A 15,923-nucleotide genomic window follows, 5' to 3' on the forward strand; every position below is an offset into this window, starting at 1 on the left:
TGCTTGCTGTTATATTTCAACGTTACAATAACTCTTTACATTTAGCAAATTGGTAGTTACTATTACAATAGTGACTAAAGGGGAGGCTACTAGTATGGATTTGTATTTAGACCCATCTATATTAATTATTTTGATTGTTTTTGGATTTGTAGCTGCATTTATTGATTCAGTTGTAGGCGGTGGTGGACTCATTGCTTTACCAGCTTTATTATTTACAGGACTGAATCCAGCAAGTGCAGTAGCTACGAATAAACTAGCATCGACAATGGGAAGTGCAACTAGTAATATTGTGTTTTATCGTTCTGGTAATCTTGATTTGAAATCGGCGTTTAAATTAGTTCCGCTCACTTTCATAGGTTCCATAATAGGGGCATGGACTGTTCATTTAATGAATCCAGAAGTATTGAAGCCATTAATGCTGATCATGCTTGGTGCGGTCGCTATTTATACGATATTCAAAAAGGATTGGGGTAGTATTTCCACTCATAAGAAATTGTCTGGTCGACACGTCATTATTTTTACTTTCTTTGTTTTTGCTATTGGTTTTTATGATGGATTTCTAGGTCCTGGAACAGGTTCGTTTTTAATGTTTTCTCTTTTATTTATTGGGTATGACTTTTTAAAAGCAGCAGGTAATGCGAAGCTTCTTAATTTAGGAAGTAATGTTGGTGCATTATTGATGTTTATGTATGTAGGGCAAGTAAACTATGCGTATGGTTTTATAATGGGGATTGCTCAAATTGCTGGAGGGATTGTTGGCTCCAAATTCGCTATAAAAAAAGGGAGCGGGTATGTTCGTGCCCTTTTCATTACAGTAACTTGTTTATTGTTAGCGAAAAATCTGTATGACTATATTCGGTAAGTAATTAAAGAACGTAGAAAAGGTCAAGTATGCAAACTACATCGAGTATAAGAAGATACTAAGGAGAGATTCCTTTTAACATTTTTTAGATGCTACCTTGTTTGAAGATAGCATCTAAAAAGAAAATCTAAGTGAAGAGAATGAAAATAATATAAACTCATATTTTTCTGGGGTATGTTTATTAATTCTATTGAAATGTTTACTCTATATTCTTCTTATAATTAGGCCTCAACAAACTCTTAAAATCCAACTCAGCAATTAACACACTCAATAATATAAGCGTAGCCCCTAAGTATCCTTTTCCTGTCAGCGTTTCACCTGTGAAAACGAAAGCGAAGCCTGCGGAAAAGACAGGTTCTAATGAGAAGATAAGTCCTGTATGTGTAGGCGTCGTGTATTGCTGGGCGATAACTTGCACGATGAATGCGACTGCGGTGCAAAATATACTTAAGGCTAGGATGATTAGCCATGAGTTGGTTGTGCTAGGCAGTTTTGGCGTTTCAATAATGAATGAAAAAATAAGACTAAATAGGCCGACGAAGCCGAGTTGCACTACTCCAAGTGCAATGGAATTCACATGTTTCGTTACACTTCCAGTAATGATGACGTGAATCGCATAAAATAAGGCAGACAGTATGCAAAATATATCGCCATTACCGATCTTGAATTCGCTCGTTAATGTTAATAAGCCGATTCCTATTATCGTTAAAATAATTCCCACCATAACTTTCTTTTCCGGAGTGTGTTTTAAAAATATAGCTGATAATATTGGAATGAAAATGACTGTGAGACATAGTAGGAAACCAGCATTAGAAACACTCGTATACTTTGTACCGAAAGTCGCGAAAATGTAAACGATAAATAAGACAGAAGCGAGTATAAATGCATATTTTACAGTTTTAAAATCGATCTTAAATAAATGTTTGTAAAATATTAAACCTGATAAAAGAAAAGCGATAATAAATCGTAATGCGATTAAATTATATTCTTCTATGCCATCAAGTCCAAGTTTTGTAAGTAGGATGGATGCACCCCAAAAAAATGTAACTAGTAGTAACATTAAATCCGCTTTTAATTGTAGTTTCATTTCTATTCCCTCGTTATGTATAAATTTTATAAGCCCATACCCCTATCCCCATTATTCATTTTAATATTAATTCTGAATATTTGTAACTTAAATTTATCGACGTTTTATTCCATAAAAAAAAGAGGCTGTTTATAAAACAGCCTCTATGTACCTGAAAATCCGAACCTTGACTAAAGACTACGTACAATCTCCAACCCTTTTCTTGTTAAATGAATCCCTGCTCTACCTTTTTTTATTTCCACATACCCTTTCATCTTCAGGAAGTTCAATCGGTGTCTAACCTGTGCCTCAGTTAATTTCATTTCGACTTCTTGGCTCTTTTCAGAAATAATTCTTCGTCCGATTGCCTTTCCTTTTTCTTCATAATTCATGATAAGGGTAAGGATGAAAAGTGATTCTTGATCAAGAGCGTTTGAATTTGAAGAAAAGGGTTTAATATTTTCTGCCTGATCGCTATTTGTTTTCTTATGTGGAGGCTTTTGAAAATAATGTTGATTAGGCAAATCATTTTTTGTTATTTGGTTTCCGGTACGGACAGCAAGCATATAATCTATCGTATTTTTAAGTTCTCGTACATTTCCGTACCATGGATATCCTTGCAGTTCTTCAATTAGTTCTTGTTCAATTTTGACTTTAGGGTCCGATAGTGCGACAAAATGTTTAGCTAATAATTCAATGTCATTTCGGCGCGCCCTTAATTCGGGAAGGTGTATAAAGAGTACTTTAAGCCTATGGTATAAGTCTTCTCTAAACATATTTTCTTGAATCATTTTCAGTAGATCCTTATTGGTTGCTGCAATAATTCGGACGTCTATCGGGATAATTTGGCTTCCGCCAACACGCATAATCTCTTTTTCCTGCAATACTCGAAGGAGTCGTGCTTGAAGTTTCAGGCTAATATCTCCAATCTCATCTAAAAAAATAGTGCCGCCATTTGCTTGTTCAAATAATCCCATTTTCCCGCCCTTTTTTGCTCCGGTAAACGCTCCGTCTTCATAACCAAATAATTCACTCTCGACTAAATCATCCGATAAAGCACTGAAGTTAACAGCAAGAAAAGGGCCGCTATTTCGCTGGGAAGCATTATGAATAGCACTTGCAAATAACTCTTTTCCGGTACCACTCTCACCCTCAATTAATACAGTTAAATCAGTCTTAGCTAACCTTTTGGCAATTTGTTTCGTGTCTTGGATCGTAGAGCTAATCCCAACGATATTATGAAAATTGTATTTTGCTACATAACCTTTTTTGACAAATTCTTTTCTCAATTTCCGTTCAAATCCGATGGTCTTAAGGGCATTTCTAAAAGTAACAATAATCGATTGATCATTTATATGTAGGCGTTCTACTATTACATCCGAGCCGTTTACAACAAATATTCCGCTTTCTTGTTGCTTATTCAAAAGGATGAAGTTTACTAAATCGATATTATCAATAATGGCATCAATCGGATGACCAATAGCATTTTTACTTTTTATTTTCAGCATGCTTTCCAGAAATTCATTAAAGACAACAATTCTTCCTTCATAATCAATAGCTAGTATGCCATCACCAACACCATCAATAACTTGATGAAGTTGTCGATGAGCTTTAGCTAAATTCTTTGTTAAATCTACTATTTTTCGATAGTATCTCTCAGAAACGTGGTTACCTGATTCCTCCATTAAATGAAATCGATCTAGAATGGACATGATTGTAGTAATATCTATTAATCTATGGCCAATATTAATTACTTTTTCTACAAAATCAGGGATAATTTCAAGTTCGCCAGGTGTGATTGCGAGCTTGATCATTTGTATATTCGTTTTTCCAGGATAGTATGGGACATATTCAATATGGTTTAGCCCTAATTGACGCATCGTTTCAATTGATTCGTATACTGTTTCATGATTATCATTCACATATAGGGCTTGTGTTCCTTCTGGTAAAAATAAAAGCTGGTCTACGTTTTCATAATTTAATGTTCGTTTTGCTATTATTACTTCGCAGTTTTCCCCAATAAAGTCTTTCACCGTTTCTATCGTAAATGTATTAGGTAACACAATTAATGTAGAATGAAATACTTTTGGAATACTTTCTTCTACAGAAAAACTTTCGATATCTATGAGATCACCTACCATCTCCGTTAGTTGTTGATGTAGGGCTTTTCGTGTTTCTTTTAAAACGGTGATCAATACAATGTGGTTGGTTTCAAATTTGTTCATAGAGCACCTCTTTAGTTGAATGGAATTGGTCTAAAGTTGGTTATTAATTGGTCATTATGTAACCAATTAATAACCAATTATAATACATTTCAGTAGAGTAAACACCGATAAAACGACAAAATATTTAAAAATATGTAAATAATCACTTTAATTTTAATGTTGGCACGATATTTGCTTATATCAATGGTGTGTAAAGAAATAGGGAAATGAGTAGAGTCATAATTTACATATTTAATTCTTTACCACTTGCTAGAAAAGGGAGGTTAAGAGTATACAATTTCAGCAGAGAAAGACAACGAAACCATTTAAATTATGAGGTGAGAGAAAATGAAACCACTAATTGGTGTTACTGGGTATTATGTTGATCATAGTGAAATAGGGAAGGAGGGCTTGCGAGGGCTACCAGGTCAAGATATGGCTCTCTTTTCTTATGACTACATCCGCTCCCTTCAAAGGGCAGGTGCAACGGTTGTTCTACTTCCAATTGAGGGAGTGGATCAAATTGAGTCCACACTTAATCAATTAGATGGATTGTTATTGGCTGGTGGCGCGGACATCAATCCAATTTATTACGGTGATACTCCAAAATCATATATAGGCACTGTAGAGGAAGAACGAGATAATTTTGAATTGAATTTGGCAAAGCAGGCTTTAGAAAAAGATATTCCTATTTTAGGAATTTGCCGAGGATTACAAGTATTAAATGTTGCAGCTGGTGGATCTCTTTATCAAGACTTAGAGCACGAGATGGGGCCAGAATATTTCCATGTTCGAGAACAGTTCCGTAAATGGCAAGGCTCTCATTCTGTAGATCTTCTCGAAGAGGGAAAAATTTATGAGGCCATTGGCCAAAAATCTTTAATGGTTAATTCTTTTCACCATCAAGCAGTGAAAACATTAGGGAAAGATTTTGAGGCAAGCGCATGGTCCTTTGATGGTGTGATAGAGGCTGTTGAATCCAAAGCTCATCGTTATGTAGCAGCGGTTCAATGGCATCCAGAAATGATGTCGGAAAGGGATGCTCTACAGCAGCGTTTATTTAACCAATTTGTAAATGAAATTAGTAAAAAGGTAGTTAAATCATAGCGTGTTATAAATAAAAGAATTGGTGGATAGCTTGGTATGTCATGGTTGTGGGGGCAACCAGACTGCCGGCTGCCCGGAAAAGTAATAATCAGTGGGGGATGAACGAACCCCCCATTGATCAAAGTTTCACTTTATTGCAAAGGGGATTGGTATATGAGTCAAGTATCAGAGAAGGCAGTTTCATTCGAGCCAGAAGAAAAAAAGGAAAGAAAAGAATGGAAAATAAACGTATTTGCAATGTTACTTGTCTTGCTAGTTATTGCGGCTGTTATTACACATATATTGCCGGCCGGAAAATATGAACAGATTGAAAAAAATGGGTATACAACAGTAGATCCAAATTCATTTAAATGGATTGAATCAACGCCACTTGGATTTTTTGATACGGTAAAATCTATTCCTACAGGGATGGTAGAAGCTGCTAATATTATCTTTTTTATTCTTATTATTGGAGGTTTTTTTGGTGTATTAAAGGCATCCGGTACAGTTGAGGCTCTTGTTTCAACGATGGCAAAAAAACTCGCTAACCGTGAAAAGTTAATGATTCCTATTATCATGCTGTTCTTTGCACTTGGCGGGTCATTAATGGGGATGGCTGAGGAAGCTTTAGTGTATGTACCTCTATTTATTCCGCTAGCTCTTGCGGTTGGATTTGATACGATAACAGGAACTGCGATGGTACTAGTAGGAGCGTCCGTCGGATTTACAACGGCAATTATGAATCCGTTTACAGTTGGTCTGGCTCAAGGGATAGCGGGTCTTCCTATGTATTCGGGGATGGGGTTCCGCCTCGTTTTATTCGTAGTCATATATGTAATTGCTGTTACATTCGTTTATCGTCATGCGATGAAAGTAAAGAGGGATCCTGCAAGCGGAATTTACGGAAAATTCGATACAAACAAGCAAGACAGCCTACTAACAGCGAAAGTAGAGTTAACAAAAAGACATAAATGGATATTAACGGCCTTTTTAATCAATTATATTATTCTTGTATTTGGTGTTATTAAGTACGAGTGGTATATAAAAGAAATTGCAGCCTTATTTATTATTTTAACTATAATCATTGCAATTCTTGGCAAGATATCTCTTGATGATACAGTAGAATCTTTTACACAAGGATCGGCATCTTTAATCGGGGGAGCTTTAATTATTGGTGTATCACGCGCTATTTTAGTTGTCTTGAATCAAGGGCATATTATAGACCCACTACTGTATCAAGTGTCGGAAGGAATGGAACATATTTCTCCTTTTTTAAGTGTTGTTGGAATGTACAACTTCCAAGTAGCGATTCATTTTATTTTAGCATCAGGTAGTGGTCATGCAATGTTGACAATGCCTATCATGGCGCCACTTGCAGATTTATTGGACATTACACGCCAAACAGCTGTATTATCCTTTTCATTCGCGGATGGTATTGGAAACATTATTTTTCCGACAGGTGGTACGCTAATGGCTGGATTAGCAATTGCAGGAATTTCATGGACAAGATGGGCAAGGTGGATTCTTCCTTTAATTCTAATTGAATACTCGATCGGTTTAATAGCAGTTATAATTGCTCATCTTATTGGTTATGGTCCGTCTTAATAGCTTTCAGTTATAGAAAGTTCGGATTTGAAGAAGGTCGCTAAATAATGGTGATAGAAAAGCCCGGTTTAGAAGGGCTTTTTTTCTATGTAAAATTTCATTTGTTTGGTTTACATAATATCTTTACAATCATTTGATAAAATATATGTAACTGCATATTGTGAGGGTGGGTGGTTATCCCTTCTTTCCATTTGGAAGGAAAGGGGGTGATAATATGGAGTTTTTGTTTGACCTTGTAAAAGAATTTGTAAAAGCGACTGTACGTGAAGTTTCAGCGTATTTTTTGCGGAAGCAACTTCTGGATAAGGACAACAAAAAACCCACTCCGCGCCGTAGGAAGCAAAAGGGTGGGTTTCGTAAAAAATAGTAACGTGTAATAACCACCACCCTATACGGTAGCAGTTAAGGAAGAGATGTTAGCGCATCTCTTCTTTTTATTATATGCCATTTTATTTGATGTCATACTTATATAGTATTCTACGGAAAATATATCATATTCCTATTTTGTGGTCAATTTGATCCCGCTTTAACGGGCAGTAAGACCCCCACCTCAAAATTCAGTGGAAGCAAAGAAGTTAGGTGGGGGATCAACTGTCCGTAAAAGTCCGATTGGTTCAACTAATAATCAGTGGGGGATGAACAAAACCCCCCACTGATTAAAGTTTCACTTTATTGCATGATTGAAAAGGTGTAGTCTTATTCCTCTTCAAACTGAAAAATATCCCTGTTAATAAGTTGGTGGAGATACCTATCCATTTCAGCCGCAGAAACGCTTCTTTCATTTTTAAACCACCATGCGCTTAATGAGGTGATTGCCCCTGAATAAAATTCAATGATTAGATCATTTGGCATCGTATGATTTTTGCGCAGTTGATGTAACGCTTCTATTTCTTGTTTTCTCGTTTCGTGACTTAAATACTGTGTCCGGTTAATAAATTGTTCATCAGACATTTGCGTTTCTAATATTTTACCGATTTCTTCATGGTGTAGAAATTGTTCCATTACTTGAAATGGTTTACTTAATCGATCTGAAACGGGTATTTCAGCAATCATCTTGCTGTATCGTTTAAATCCAAATGCTAATAAAGCATCTTTATCTTCAAAGTGTTTATAAAAGGTTGTTCGGTGTACCATCGCGCGGTCACATATTTGGTTAATTGTGATCGTACTATATTTCTGCTTTGATTGTGTCATTAATTCAAATAAGGAATCCCATAGTAATTTATGTGTACGTCTAATACGTAAATCAATTTGTTTTTCATTATCGTTCATCTACAATTCTCCTTTTTTGTAGATTAAATATACAGTGGCTGAAAATTGATTCTCCCTTTTTAATCTACATATGTATATTATATTACATGTGTTTAGGTATATTTATCGTTTTTTTAGCAAGAAACAGGAGGAGAATTTGTAAATGAATATGACAACTAAGAGCCCTGCAAGTGGCAAAGTTGATACTTCTAATTTGAAACATACCCCCATTTTAATTGCATTACTTCTAGGGGCAATGGTTGCATTATTAAACGAAACGTTACTTGGTAATGCGTTAACCGTATTAATGAAAGAATTTGATGTAACAGCTTCAACGATTCAATGGCTTTCTACAGCTTACATGTTAGTAGTTGGGGTTTTAGTCCCGATTACAGCGTTACTTCAACAATGGCTCACAACGAGGCAAATGTTTTTAATCGCTATGGTAACGTTTTTAGCTGGTACATTAATTGCGGGATTTGCGCCGACATTTTCCGTTTTATTAGTCGGCCGTATCGTCCAAGCGGTAGCGACAGGGTTAATTTCACCGTTATTAATGAATACGATTTTAATTATTTGTCCGCCTGAAAAACGTGGTGCAACAATGGGATTAATCGCACTTGTAATGATGGCAGCTCCAGCAATTGGCCCTACATTATCTGGAGTAATCGTAGACTCACTAAATTGGCGCTGGTTATTCTATATTGTTATTCCTGTCGTGATCATTTCCATTATGATTGGAATGAAGTACATTCAAAATGTTTCAGAGTTAACAAGGCCAAAAGTAGATTATCCATCTATCCTTTTATCGACACTCGGATTTGGCGGACTTGTGTATAGCTTTAGTGCATCGGGTGATTTAGGATGGTCCGATGCGAAAGTGTATGGCACTTTACTTGTTGGGCTTATCTCATTATGTATTTTTGTCTTTCGACAATTGAAAATTGAGAATCCAATTTTAGAATTACGCGCATTTAAAGTTCCGATGTTTACATTATCAGTTGGATTAATCGTCATTGTGATGATGTCGTTATTTTCAACGATGACTTTATTACCGATGTTCCTGCAAACTGTTTTACTCGTTACAGCTTTTAAATCAGGAATTATCATGCTTCCGGGAAGTGTTATTAGCGCCATCATGGGACCAATCGCAGGTAAACTATTCGATAAATTTAGTCCAAAAGTTATTATCGTTCCCGGTATTGTGTTAGTGGGGATAGCAATGTTCTTGTTTAAAGGCATTACTCCTGATACATCAATGGTACAAATTATTGTTATGCATAGCGTATTAATGGTTGGACTCATGTTTGTCATGACGGCACAAACATACGGTTTAAATCAGTTAACACCAGATTTATATCCGCACGGAACAGCACTGTTTAGTACACTGCAACAAGTAGCTGGCGCAATTGGTACAGCTATATTCATATCGAAAATGTCTTCAGGAACAACTAGCTATATGGAAAGCTCTGCAAATCCACTGAATCCAGTAGAGAAGTTAAACGGTTTAACATCCGGATTCCAAGGTGCATTTACACTGGGGCTAGTCTTTATAATTGTTGCGTTTATCATATCGTTATTTTTAAAAGAAGAGAAAAAGGGAGTAAAGGCAGCGAGGGTTTTACAGAACGAACATTAAGGTTTATATAAAAAAGACATCTTTCCCTAAAAAAGATGTCTTTTTTATATTTTTTTCGTAACACTTGTTTTTGATGTCTTAATACATAAGAATTGGTATGTAAAATATTTGTATTTTTTGAACATGAATAATTATTGAGAATAACGATGCAAAGCTGTGCTAATAACTAAAAGTCCAATAATGAGAGAAAGTGTTCTTATAATAAGTTCTGCCACTAATAGTTCACCAAATGATTTAGTGACATCGTATATAGATCCTGTTATGAGAATAGGTGCAATCATAATTATAATTCCAATTATTATTTGAAGAAGTAGATTGATGTTTTTATTCAAGACAATCACCTCCAAAAAAATAGGGAATGAGAATATGATTTTTTTTGTATTATAAAATGATTATATCGTATTACATTAGACAATATAATCATTTTTAAATAGTAGAAATTAGAGACTCTTCAATAAAAAGGAATTAAATATGGTATTCTTTAGTTAAGATATGTAAACGAAGACGGGGGAATGAAGATGGATAAGAAGCTAAAGTATTGGCTAGCATCTATTATAGGGGGAGTAGTACTTGCAACTGGTATGACTTATGGAATATTACAGTTTGCTGAAGTCCCGCTTAAGGGTGAGGACCATGTTTTTGCAGAGGTTAATAAAGAAGACATACTATCGAATGAAGCAGAAGTGAAAGGTTCAAATGCACAACTTCACATTACAGTAACTTCTACTGAAGAAGAAGTTATTTCAGCTATGCATAGCATGACTCATCAAAAAGTAAAAGCGTGTGAAGGAAAGGGAGCAACCCCTATGTCCAAAAAGAATGCAGAGAAAGTAAGAAACATTCTAAACGGAAACAATTTCAAGAACAAAGAAGAGCTATTAGCAATTACTGAAAGATGGGCAAATAGAGATTTTAGTAAAATTGTAGAAGAACATAACTATTTTATTAAACTTCAAGGTGGCGTGATAGGTGAAGCTACAGTGATGGATAAGGTAGACGAGCAAGTATTCTGTCTCAATACTTTCGGTGATGATGTAACGGCCGCATTAATTAAATCAGGAGATCTTCAAGCGCTGTAAGGTGTTTTTTCTCTGATATAAAGAAAAGCCTCAAGTATTCATATACTTGAGGCTTTTCCAATGGAAAGATAGGAATGGTCCGAATTCTTTACATTAAGAACAAAGTGGAATTACTCCTAAACCAATTAATAAAGCTGCAGCAACTGCTGGAATTGGTACAGGAATTTGAATACCTTCTACAAACAAGAAATACTGACCACTTACTATTTTAAAACAAACTAATTGCATGGCTATTCCTCCCTTCTTTTAGGATTAATACATTATATTAATTTATCTATATATTAATATAGTTAAATTATTTATTTTTAAAAATATAGTTAATATGTGAATAGTTTTCGAAAGGACCTGCTCAATCAATGCGGAAAAACATAAGATGAAACGAATCCATTAAAATACATGAGTGAACCTTAGTTTTCCCCTCTTATCTAAAGGAGGAACTATTATGGGTTATGGTGGTAGTTGTGGCGGTTGTGGCTTTTCTGGAGGCTTTGCTTTATTAGTTGTGTTATTCATTTTATTAATCATCGTTGGAGCTTCTTGCTTCTGCTAAAAACTATTGGAAAAGACACTCATATAGAGTGTCTTTTCTTTCGTGCAAAATGATTCCTGACAATAGCCAACTGTATAAAGTATACGGTATACTTTTGCCTCATTAGACATATAAAAATGTTGGAGGGATGTTATGAAACTAGTAGGGAAGCACATTTATATTCGGCTTTATAAAACTGATGATGCCAACGAGTTAGCTAACTTACATATTAGAAATCGCGAATTTTTTCAACGAGTTTGTCCGTTGCTCCCAGAAGTTTTTTATACAGAAGAACATCAAAAAATACGTCTTGAACAAGCTCTAAAAAAGACAGCTGAAGGGCAAGTATACCCTTTTGGAATCTTTTTAAGAGAAAATGATAAACTGATTGGAGACATTTCATTAACTCAAATTGTTAGGGGAGACCTCCAAAGCTGTTATACGGGATTCACTTTAGATAAGGAGCATAATGCAAAGGGCTATACAACAGAGGCTCTTCAACTTGTTGTAGATTTTGCTTTTAGGGAATTAAAGCTACATAGAATTGAAGCAGGAGCGATGCTTGATAGTATAGCATCTATTCGTGTATTAGAAAAAGTGGGGTTTAAAAAAGAAGGTATAGCGAAAGAAAATATAAGGATTAATGGCAAATGGACAGATCATCAAATATTAGCTATTATCAATAGTTTGGATGTGTAAGTATATTTTGATTCCAATAACGATAATTATGTAAAGGGCTGTCTATATCGACAGCTTATTATATTTTTTGCTTAGCGTGATTTTTTCGGAATGCTGGCGGCACCCCATCGCTATCAGGTTAAGGAAAACGTTCCTCACCAAAATGATAAAAATAAATTTCCTTAGTATAAAACACAAAGAATTTTTAGCTTGATGTGTATGTGTTGATATCCATAAAATAAAAAAGCACTCAACTGAGTGCCCTCTATATACCTAATAATTGTTTTTTCTTCGCTTGGAATTCTTCTTCAGTAATAATACCTTGGTCTAACAACTCTTTATACTTTAATATTTCGTCAGCACCACTTGTAGTTGCAGCCACTTGTGTTTGCCCCTTATTTGACAATATTCCTTCTATGTATGTTTTGATTTCTTCAGCCATTTTTTGCTCTTTTTTTACAAACATAACTGTATTTTCATCTTTTGTAGCTGCAAATACTCCACCTTTGCTTTCTTTACTCCCCATAAAAATAAATTGGATATATCCACTAGTAAATCCAGCCTGCTTCATTTGTACCCCAGTTAACGTATTGATATCAATTGTCTTTTCGCCATCTAAACCATGATTCATAAGGTTTACAAAGCCTTTTCTTTTTATGCGGATAAAATTCCCATCAATAGTAATTGTAGACTTTCCAGCACTTTTAAATTCATATACTTTATTCACTATAAATCCTCCCCAAAAATATATAAGAACATAGTATATTATAACTGTATTTCTATATTTTGTATTATAATTTATGAGAAGTTTATGAATCTAATAAAATATAAATTTAAAAAACCTCCGTAGACATCTAAAGGGAGTTTTTACACTAACAACATTAACATCAAGAGATACAAAAACTTTCTTACTTGAGGATGTTTTCAAAGTATTACTGTCTCAAATGCTACTACAGCTAACGCTTTACTGATTCCATTATTTATCCAACAAACAACATATATTTGTTGTGATAAATCAAATTCATATTACTGTGAGAATAGTGACTATGGTTAGTATTAGTTATTAAAGAGAGCTTTGGCTCTTTTTTATTTTCTTTCGACATAATATGACAATATATGAATTAATAGTTTGGTATTATTATCTAGAAATCTTACATTTATCTACAAATTATTATTGTATTTTTAGATTTTTAAATGTAAAATATTTCAATGTAAATACATACCATTTAGGGGGATGAAGAAATTTATGAAAAAATTATTAGCTTCAGCAACAGCGGTAACACTATTAACAGTGGGGTACAGTTCTTCTGCATTTGCAGCTAAGAGTCCTAATGATACAAAAAACTGTGGTCATTTTAAAAGTCAACAAGATGCTCAAGCATTCTGGGATCAAAATGGATATGGTGTTGGAAATGATCCACACCGTTTAGATAATGATAAAGACGGCATTCCATGTGAAGATTATAAATATCCAAAGAGCACAAATACTACAACAGAAAATAAAGAAACTACTAAACCTCAAGAACAACCTAAACAAGAAAATACTAAACAGGAAAACACTAAACAAGAACCTGTTAAACAAGAAAACACTAAGCAAGAGAATTCAAAACAAAATAACCAAACAACAAATAATAAACAAGAACAAACTAAGCCTCAAACAACTGCAAAAGAAACAAAGAAAAATACTAATACAGTTGTGAAAAAAGAAACGAAAAAACAAGGTGAAAAATTACCTAATACAGCATCAAACGGTGTTACAATGATGTTAGCAAGCTTAGGATTAGCATTAGCTGGTTCTGTATTAATGTTCCGTCGTAAAAAGACAAACGCATAAAATAGTTCCTTAAAACGGCAGGAGAAATCCTGTCGTTTTCAAATGGAGTGATAAAAGTGAATAAAAAACAATGGATAGGCTTATGTTTAACTGTTATTGGACTTACTATCTTTTCCTATTATTTTCTAGAATGGTATAGTGCTAGACAATCAGCAGAGTCGTTAACAACTAACGAGGCTAAACAATATGAGACCTCCACACCTTCTAAAGAAAATGAAACGCAAAACATCAATCAAACAGAGACAGAGACAAAGATTGACACTTCATTACAACCTGAAGAACCTGTGCAAATTCCCGCTTCAAAGGTAAACCATCAGTTAGGAGATAAAGTAGCATATTTAATTATCCCTAAAATACAAAAGAAATACTCTATATATTGGGGAGCTGATGATAAAGTACTAAAAAAGGGTGTAGGTATGTTTGTTAGTGACTTAACTACTACACCATCTGGAAATGGTCATACAGTTTTAAGTGGACATAGAGATACTGTTTTTACCGAGCTTGGTCAATTAAAGGAAAATGACCAACTTATCGTGGAATATGAAAATAAAACATATACATATGAAATTAACAAGCATTGGATAACAGATTCAGAAGATCGAACAGTTATTGTAGAAAAAAGTGAGCCAACATTAACATTAACAACTTGTTATCCTTTTGACTATATAGGAGACGCTCCAGATCGGTACATAATTGAAGCATCTCTACTTTCCATTCATTGAGGATGGAAAGTCCAATACACATTAATTTTAATAATATGTATTGGACTCCCATTCAAGTATCATTTTTCTTAATGAATATTTGGTATATTTTAGGGTGTTTTTCACTGTTTTTATGTTAAGATATTTTGGTTGATATTCATCTTATTTTAGGAGGTTGGAAAATCTGTTACATGCTTTTCATATGGATTTTAGTTTCTATACCGAAAGTATAAAAGTTTTAGGGTTATTAGGGAATTCTACTCGCTTATCAATTGTTTGTAAATTGATTACATATGGATCGTTGTCAGTTTCTGATTTAAGTAAGCAAACAAGAATTACAGAGGATTTGATTGTACAACATTTGCGTAAATTAGCCTTTGGAAATATTGTAATTAGTGAACGTATAGGGAAAAGGCTTTATTTTAAAATAAAAGATAATAAAACAATTGAGATTATTAAGGTATTAGGACTACTAAGTTAATTTTCATTACTTTCAATATAAATGATTTTGCTATAACTCAATTGTGCAAAATCACATTTAGCCTGCCTACGGAAATAGGGAGGTTTTTAATATACAAAAAGGCGCCCATATAAGGGTGCCTTTTCCAATAGTTTTTAGCAGAAACAACTGCATCCGATAATGATTAATAAAATAAACAATACAACTAATAAAGCGAATCCTCCAGCGAAACCGCAGCCTTCGCCGCAACTACCACCATATCCCATAACAATAGTGCCTCCTTTAGATTAGAGGGTAAAACTAGGGTTCATTCCATGGATTTTAATGGGTTCACTTTACCTTATGTTTTTAAGAATTAATTGAGCAGGTCCTTTTGAAAATAGAAAAAAGACGCCATAAGGCGCCTTCCTTTTAGGTAGATAAGACTTTAGTTTTCCAATCTAAAGAAATTTTGTATCAGCTCTTTGAGAGTATATCATGATATTTGCTTGATTTATTATGCATTATTACATATCATTGTAAATCCCTCTATTTTCCATTTGATAAAATACAATCCCAATATTGTTAATAATTAAATAAATATTTCTACAAATTGAAAATATTTACAAAAGATACAAAAGTGATACATTTAAGGTGCAAGTTATAAAAAATATTTAAGGGGGATTTATTATGTTTAAGAAATTAGTAGTAGGAACATTAACAACTGGTATCGTATTAACTGGAGGGATTGGGGCAACATCAGCAAGTACAGAAGGTGTAGATAATACTAAAAATTCTGCACCAATTGTCCAACGTACCCAAATACTTAAAGATGATTTCAGTCTGATGAATGGTGAAAGAGAAGTACCGTTCGAGCATGTAAAAAAAGCAGATATGAGAGTTCATATGACAAACAATACTAAAGGTACACTTGACTGGTCTTTAAAAGA

At 34.3% G+C, this 15,923-nt stretch carries 18 protein-coding genes and 1 pseudogene; 12 read left to right on the forward strand and 7 right to left on the reverse strand.

The annotated features are described in order from the left end of the window. The first annotated feature begins 94 nt into the window (after nt 1-94). A complete protein-coding gene (locus tag ES895_RS27365; RefSeq protein WP_000366891.1) occupies nt 95-862 on the forward strand; it encodes a TSUP family transporter in 768 nt (255 codons plus the stop codon). Nucleotides 863-1,061: 199 nt separating this feature from the next. Here ES895_RS27365 and ES895_RS27370 read toward each other — a convergent pair whose 3' ends face one another. Both ES895_RS27370 and ES895_RS27375 read right to left on the reverse strand, forming a co-directional pair. Continuing rightward, nucleotides 1,062-1,949, reverse strand: a complete 888-nt coding sequence (locus ES895_RS27370; protein ID WP_135238812.1) for a DMT family transporter — start codon at nt 1,947-1,949, stop codon at nt 1,062-1,064. Between the two features lie 170 nt (nt 1,950-2,119). Then, complete coding sequence (locus tag ES895_RS27375; protein ID WP_098542648.1) at nt 2,120-4,153, reverse strand: sigma 54-interacting transcriptional regulator; 2,034 nt, start codon at nt 4,151-4,153, stop codon at nt 2,120-2,122. 327 nt (nt 4,154-4,480) lie between these two features. Between ES895_RS27375 and ES895_RS27380 the strand changes: the two genes are divergently transcribed. From ES895_RS27380 to ES895_RS29525, 3 genes are all read left to right on the forward strand, one after another. Then, nucleotides 4,481-5,239, forward strand: a complete 759-nt coding sequence (locus ES895_RS27380) for a gamma-glutamyl-gamma-aminobutyrate hydrolase family protein (RefSeq protein WP_135238813.1) — start codon at nt 4,481-4,483, stop codon at nt 5,237-5,239. 153 nt (nt 5,240-5,392) lie between these two features. Then, nucleotides 5,393-6,823, forward strand: coding sequence for a YfcC family protein (locus tag ES895_RS27385; protein ID WP_000084616.1), 1,431 nt, complete (start codon nt 5,393-5,395; stop codon nt 6,821-6,823). Nucleotides 6,824-7,037: 214 nt separating this feature from the next. Next, nucleotides 7,038-7,190, forward strand: coding sequence for a hypothetical protein (locus ES895_RS29525; RefSeq protein WP_000394754.1), 153 nt, complete (start codon nt 7,038-7,040; stop codon nt 7,188-7,190). Between the two features lie 329 nt (nt 7,191-7,519). On the opposite strand, the gene ES895_RS27390 is transcribed toward ES895_RS29525, so the two are convergent. Next, nucleotides 7,520-8,095, reverse strand: coding sequence for a TetR/AcrR family transcriptional regulator (locus ES895_RS27390; RefSeq protein WP_000999275.1), 576 nt, complete (start codon nt 8,093-8,095; stop codon nt 7,520-7,522). A gap of 142 nt (nt 8,096-8,237) precedes the next feature. Here ES895_RS27390 and ES895_RS27395 point away from each other — a divergent pair, with 142 nt between their 5' ends. Then, complete coding sequence (locus ES895_RS27395) at nt 8,238-9,713, forward strand: MDR family MFS transporter (protein ID WP_135238814.1); 1,476 nt, start codon at nt 8,238-8,240, stop codon at nt 9,711-9,713. Between the two features lie 131 nt (nt 9,714-9,844). On the opposite strand, the gene ES895_RS29530 is transcribed toward ES895_RS27395, so the two are convergent. Further along, nucleotides 9,845-10,045 carry a hypothetical protein gene (locus ES895_RS29530; RefSeq protein WP_001038824.1) on the reverse strand — a complete coding sequence of 67 codons (201 nt, stop codon included), beginning with the start codon at nt 10,043-10,045 and terminating at the stop codon, nt 9,845-9,847. A gap of 186 nt (nt 10,046-10,231) precedes the next feature. Between ES895_RS29530 and ES895_RS27400 the strand changes: the two genes are divergently transcribed. Further along, nucleotides 10,232-10,792: a PRK06770 family protein gene (locus ES895_RS27400; RefSeq protein WP_000358638.1), complete on the forward strand. Its 561-nt coding sequence runs from the start codon at nt 10,232-10,234 to the stop codon at nt 10,790-10,792. Between the two features lie 93 nt (nt 10,793-10,885). Here the strand turns inward: ES895_RS27400 and ES895_RS30060 are convergent, their stop codons facing one another. Continuing rightward, nucleotides 10,886-11,020, reverse strand: coding sequence for a hypothetical protein (locus ES895_RS30060; RefSeq protein ID WP_001177693.1), 135 nt, complete (start codon nt 11,018-11,020; stop codon nt 10,886-10,888). 214 nt (nt 11,021-11,234) lie between these two features. Between ES895_RS30060 and ES895_RS27405 the strand changes: the two genes are divergently transcribed. After that, complete coding sequence (locus ES895_RS27405; protein ID WP_000540375.1) at nt 11,235-11,342, forward strand: YjcZ family sporulation protein; 108 nt, start codon at nt 11,235-11,237, stop codon at nt 11,340-11,342. A gap of 132 nt (nt 11,343-11,474) precedes the next feature. After that, a complete protein-coding gene (locus ES895_RS27410) occupies nt 11,475-12,020 on the forward strand; it encodes a GNAT family N-acetyltransferase (RefSeq protein WP_098587217.1) in 546 nt (181 codons plus the stop codon). Between the two features lie 244 nt (nt 12,021-12,264). Here ES895_RS27410 and ES895_RS27415 read toward each other — a convergent pair whose 3' ends face one another. Beyond that, a complete protein-coding gene (locus ES895_RS27415; RefSeq protein ID WP_001045577.1) occupies nt 12,265-12,726 on the reverse strand; it encodes a DUF4429 domain-containing protein in 462 nt (153 codons plus the stop codon). Between the two features lie 519 nt (nt 12,727-13,245). Here ES895_RS27415 and ES895_RS27420 point away from each other — a divergent pair. The 3 genes from ES895_RS27420 (at nt 13,246) to ES895_RS27430 (ending at nt 15,015) form a co-directional block, all read left to right on the forward strand. Beyond that, on the forward strand, nt 13,246-13,833 hold the full coding sequence (locus ES895_RS27420) for an excalibur calcium-binding domain-containing protein (protein WP_000734536.1): 588 nt from the start codon (nt 13,246-13,248) through the stop codon (nt 13,831-13,833). Between the two features lie 56 nt (nt 13,834-13,889). Then, nucleotides 13,890-14,555, forward strand: coding sequence for a class D sortase (locus ES895_RS27425; protein WP_001036106.1), 666 nt, complete (start codon nt 13,890-13,892; stop codon nt 14,553-14,555). Nucleotides 14,556-14,736: 181 nt separating this feature from the next. Then, a complete protein-coding gene (locus ES895_RS27430; RefSeq protein WP_000347623.1) occupies nt 14,737-15,015 on the forward strand; it encodes an ArsR/SmtB family transcription factor in 279 nt (92 codons plus the stop codon). 134 nt (nt 15,016-15,149) lie between these two features. Here ES895_RS27430 and ES895_RS27435 read toward each other — a convergent pair whose 3' ends face one another. Beyond that, a complete protein-coding gene (locus tag ES895_RS27435; protein WP_000540371.1) occupies nt 15,150-15,260 on the reverse strand; it encodes a YjcZ family sporulation protein in 111 nt (36 codons plus the stop codon). A 403-nt stretch (nt 15,261-15,663) separates the two neighbouring features. Here ES895_RS27435 and ES895_RS27440 point away from each other — a divergent pair. Beyond that, nucleotides 15,664-15,923, forward strand: a pseudogene (locus tag ES895_RS27440) (hypothetical protein); the annotation flags it as partial.

This window comes from Bacillus sp. 007/AIA-02/001, assembly GCF_004634455.1.
In the GTDB taxonomy this organism is placed as follows: Bacteria; Bacillota; Bacilli; order Bacillales; family Bacillaceae_G; genus Bacillus_A; species Bacillus_A cereus.

Bases quoted from the DNA above. Each gene is read 5' to 3' on its own strand.
- ES895_RS27385 (WP_000084616.1), top strand. From the start codon at position 5,393: ATGAGTCAAGTATCAGAGAAGGCAGTTTCATTCGAGCCAGAAGAAAAA.
- ES895_RS27420 (WP_000734536.1), top strand. From the start codon at position 13,246: ATGAAAAAATTATTAGCTTCAGCAACAGCGGTAACACTATTAACAGTG.
- ES895_RS29525 (WP_000394754.1), top strand. From the start codon at position 7,038: ATGGAGTTTTTGTTTGACCTTGTAAAAGAATTTGTAAAAGCGACTGTA.
- ES895_RS30060 (WP_001177693.1), bottom strand. From the start codon at position 11,020: ATGCAATTAGTTTGTTTTAAAATAGTAAGTGGTCAGTATTTCTTGTTT.
- ES895_RS27435 (WP_000540371.1), bottom strand. From the start codon at position 15,260: ATGGGATATGGTGGTAGTTGCGGCGAAGGCTGCGGTTTCGCTGGAGGA.
- ES895_RS27400 (WP_000358638.1), top strand. From the start codon at position 10,232: ATGGATAAGAAGCTAAAGTATTGGCTAGCATCTATTATAGGGGGAGTA.
- ES895_RS27395 (WP_135238814.1), top strand. From the start codon at position 8,238: ATGAATATGACAACTAAGAGCCCTGCAAGTGGCAAAGTTGATACTTCT.
- ES895_RS27370 (WP_135238812.1), bottom strand. From the start codon at position 1,949: ATGAAACTACAATTAAAAGCGGATTTAATGTTACTACTAGTTACATTT.
- ES895_RS27375 (WP_098542648.1), bottom strand. From the start codon at position 4,153: ATGAACAAATTTGAAACCAACCACATTGTATTGATCACCGTTTTAAAA.
- ES895_RS27380 (WP_135238813.1), top strand. From the start codon at position 4,481: ATGAAACCACTAATTGGTGTTACTGGGTATTATGTTGATCATAGTGAA.
- ES895_RS27410 (WP_098587217.1), top strand. From the start codon at position 11,475: ATGAAACTAGTAGGGAAGCACATTTATATTCGGCTTTATAAAACTGAT.
- ES895_RS27390 (WP_000999275.1), bottom strand. From the start codon at position 8,095: ATGAACGATAATGAAAAACAAATTGATTTACGTATTAGACGTACACAT.
- ES895_RS27365 (WP_000366891.1), top strand. From the start codon at position 95: ATGGATTTGTATTTAGACCCATCTATATTAATTATTTTGATTGTTTTT.
- ES895_RS27430 (WP_000347623.1), top strand. From the start codon at position 14,737: ATGGATTTTAGTTTCTATACCGAAAGTATAAAAGTTTTAGGGTTATTA.
- ES895_RS27405 (WP_000540375.1), top strand. From the start codon at position 11,235: ATGGGTTATGGTGGTAGTTGTGGCGGTTGTGGCTTTTCTGGAGGCTTT.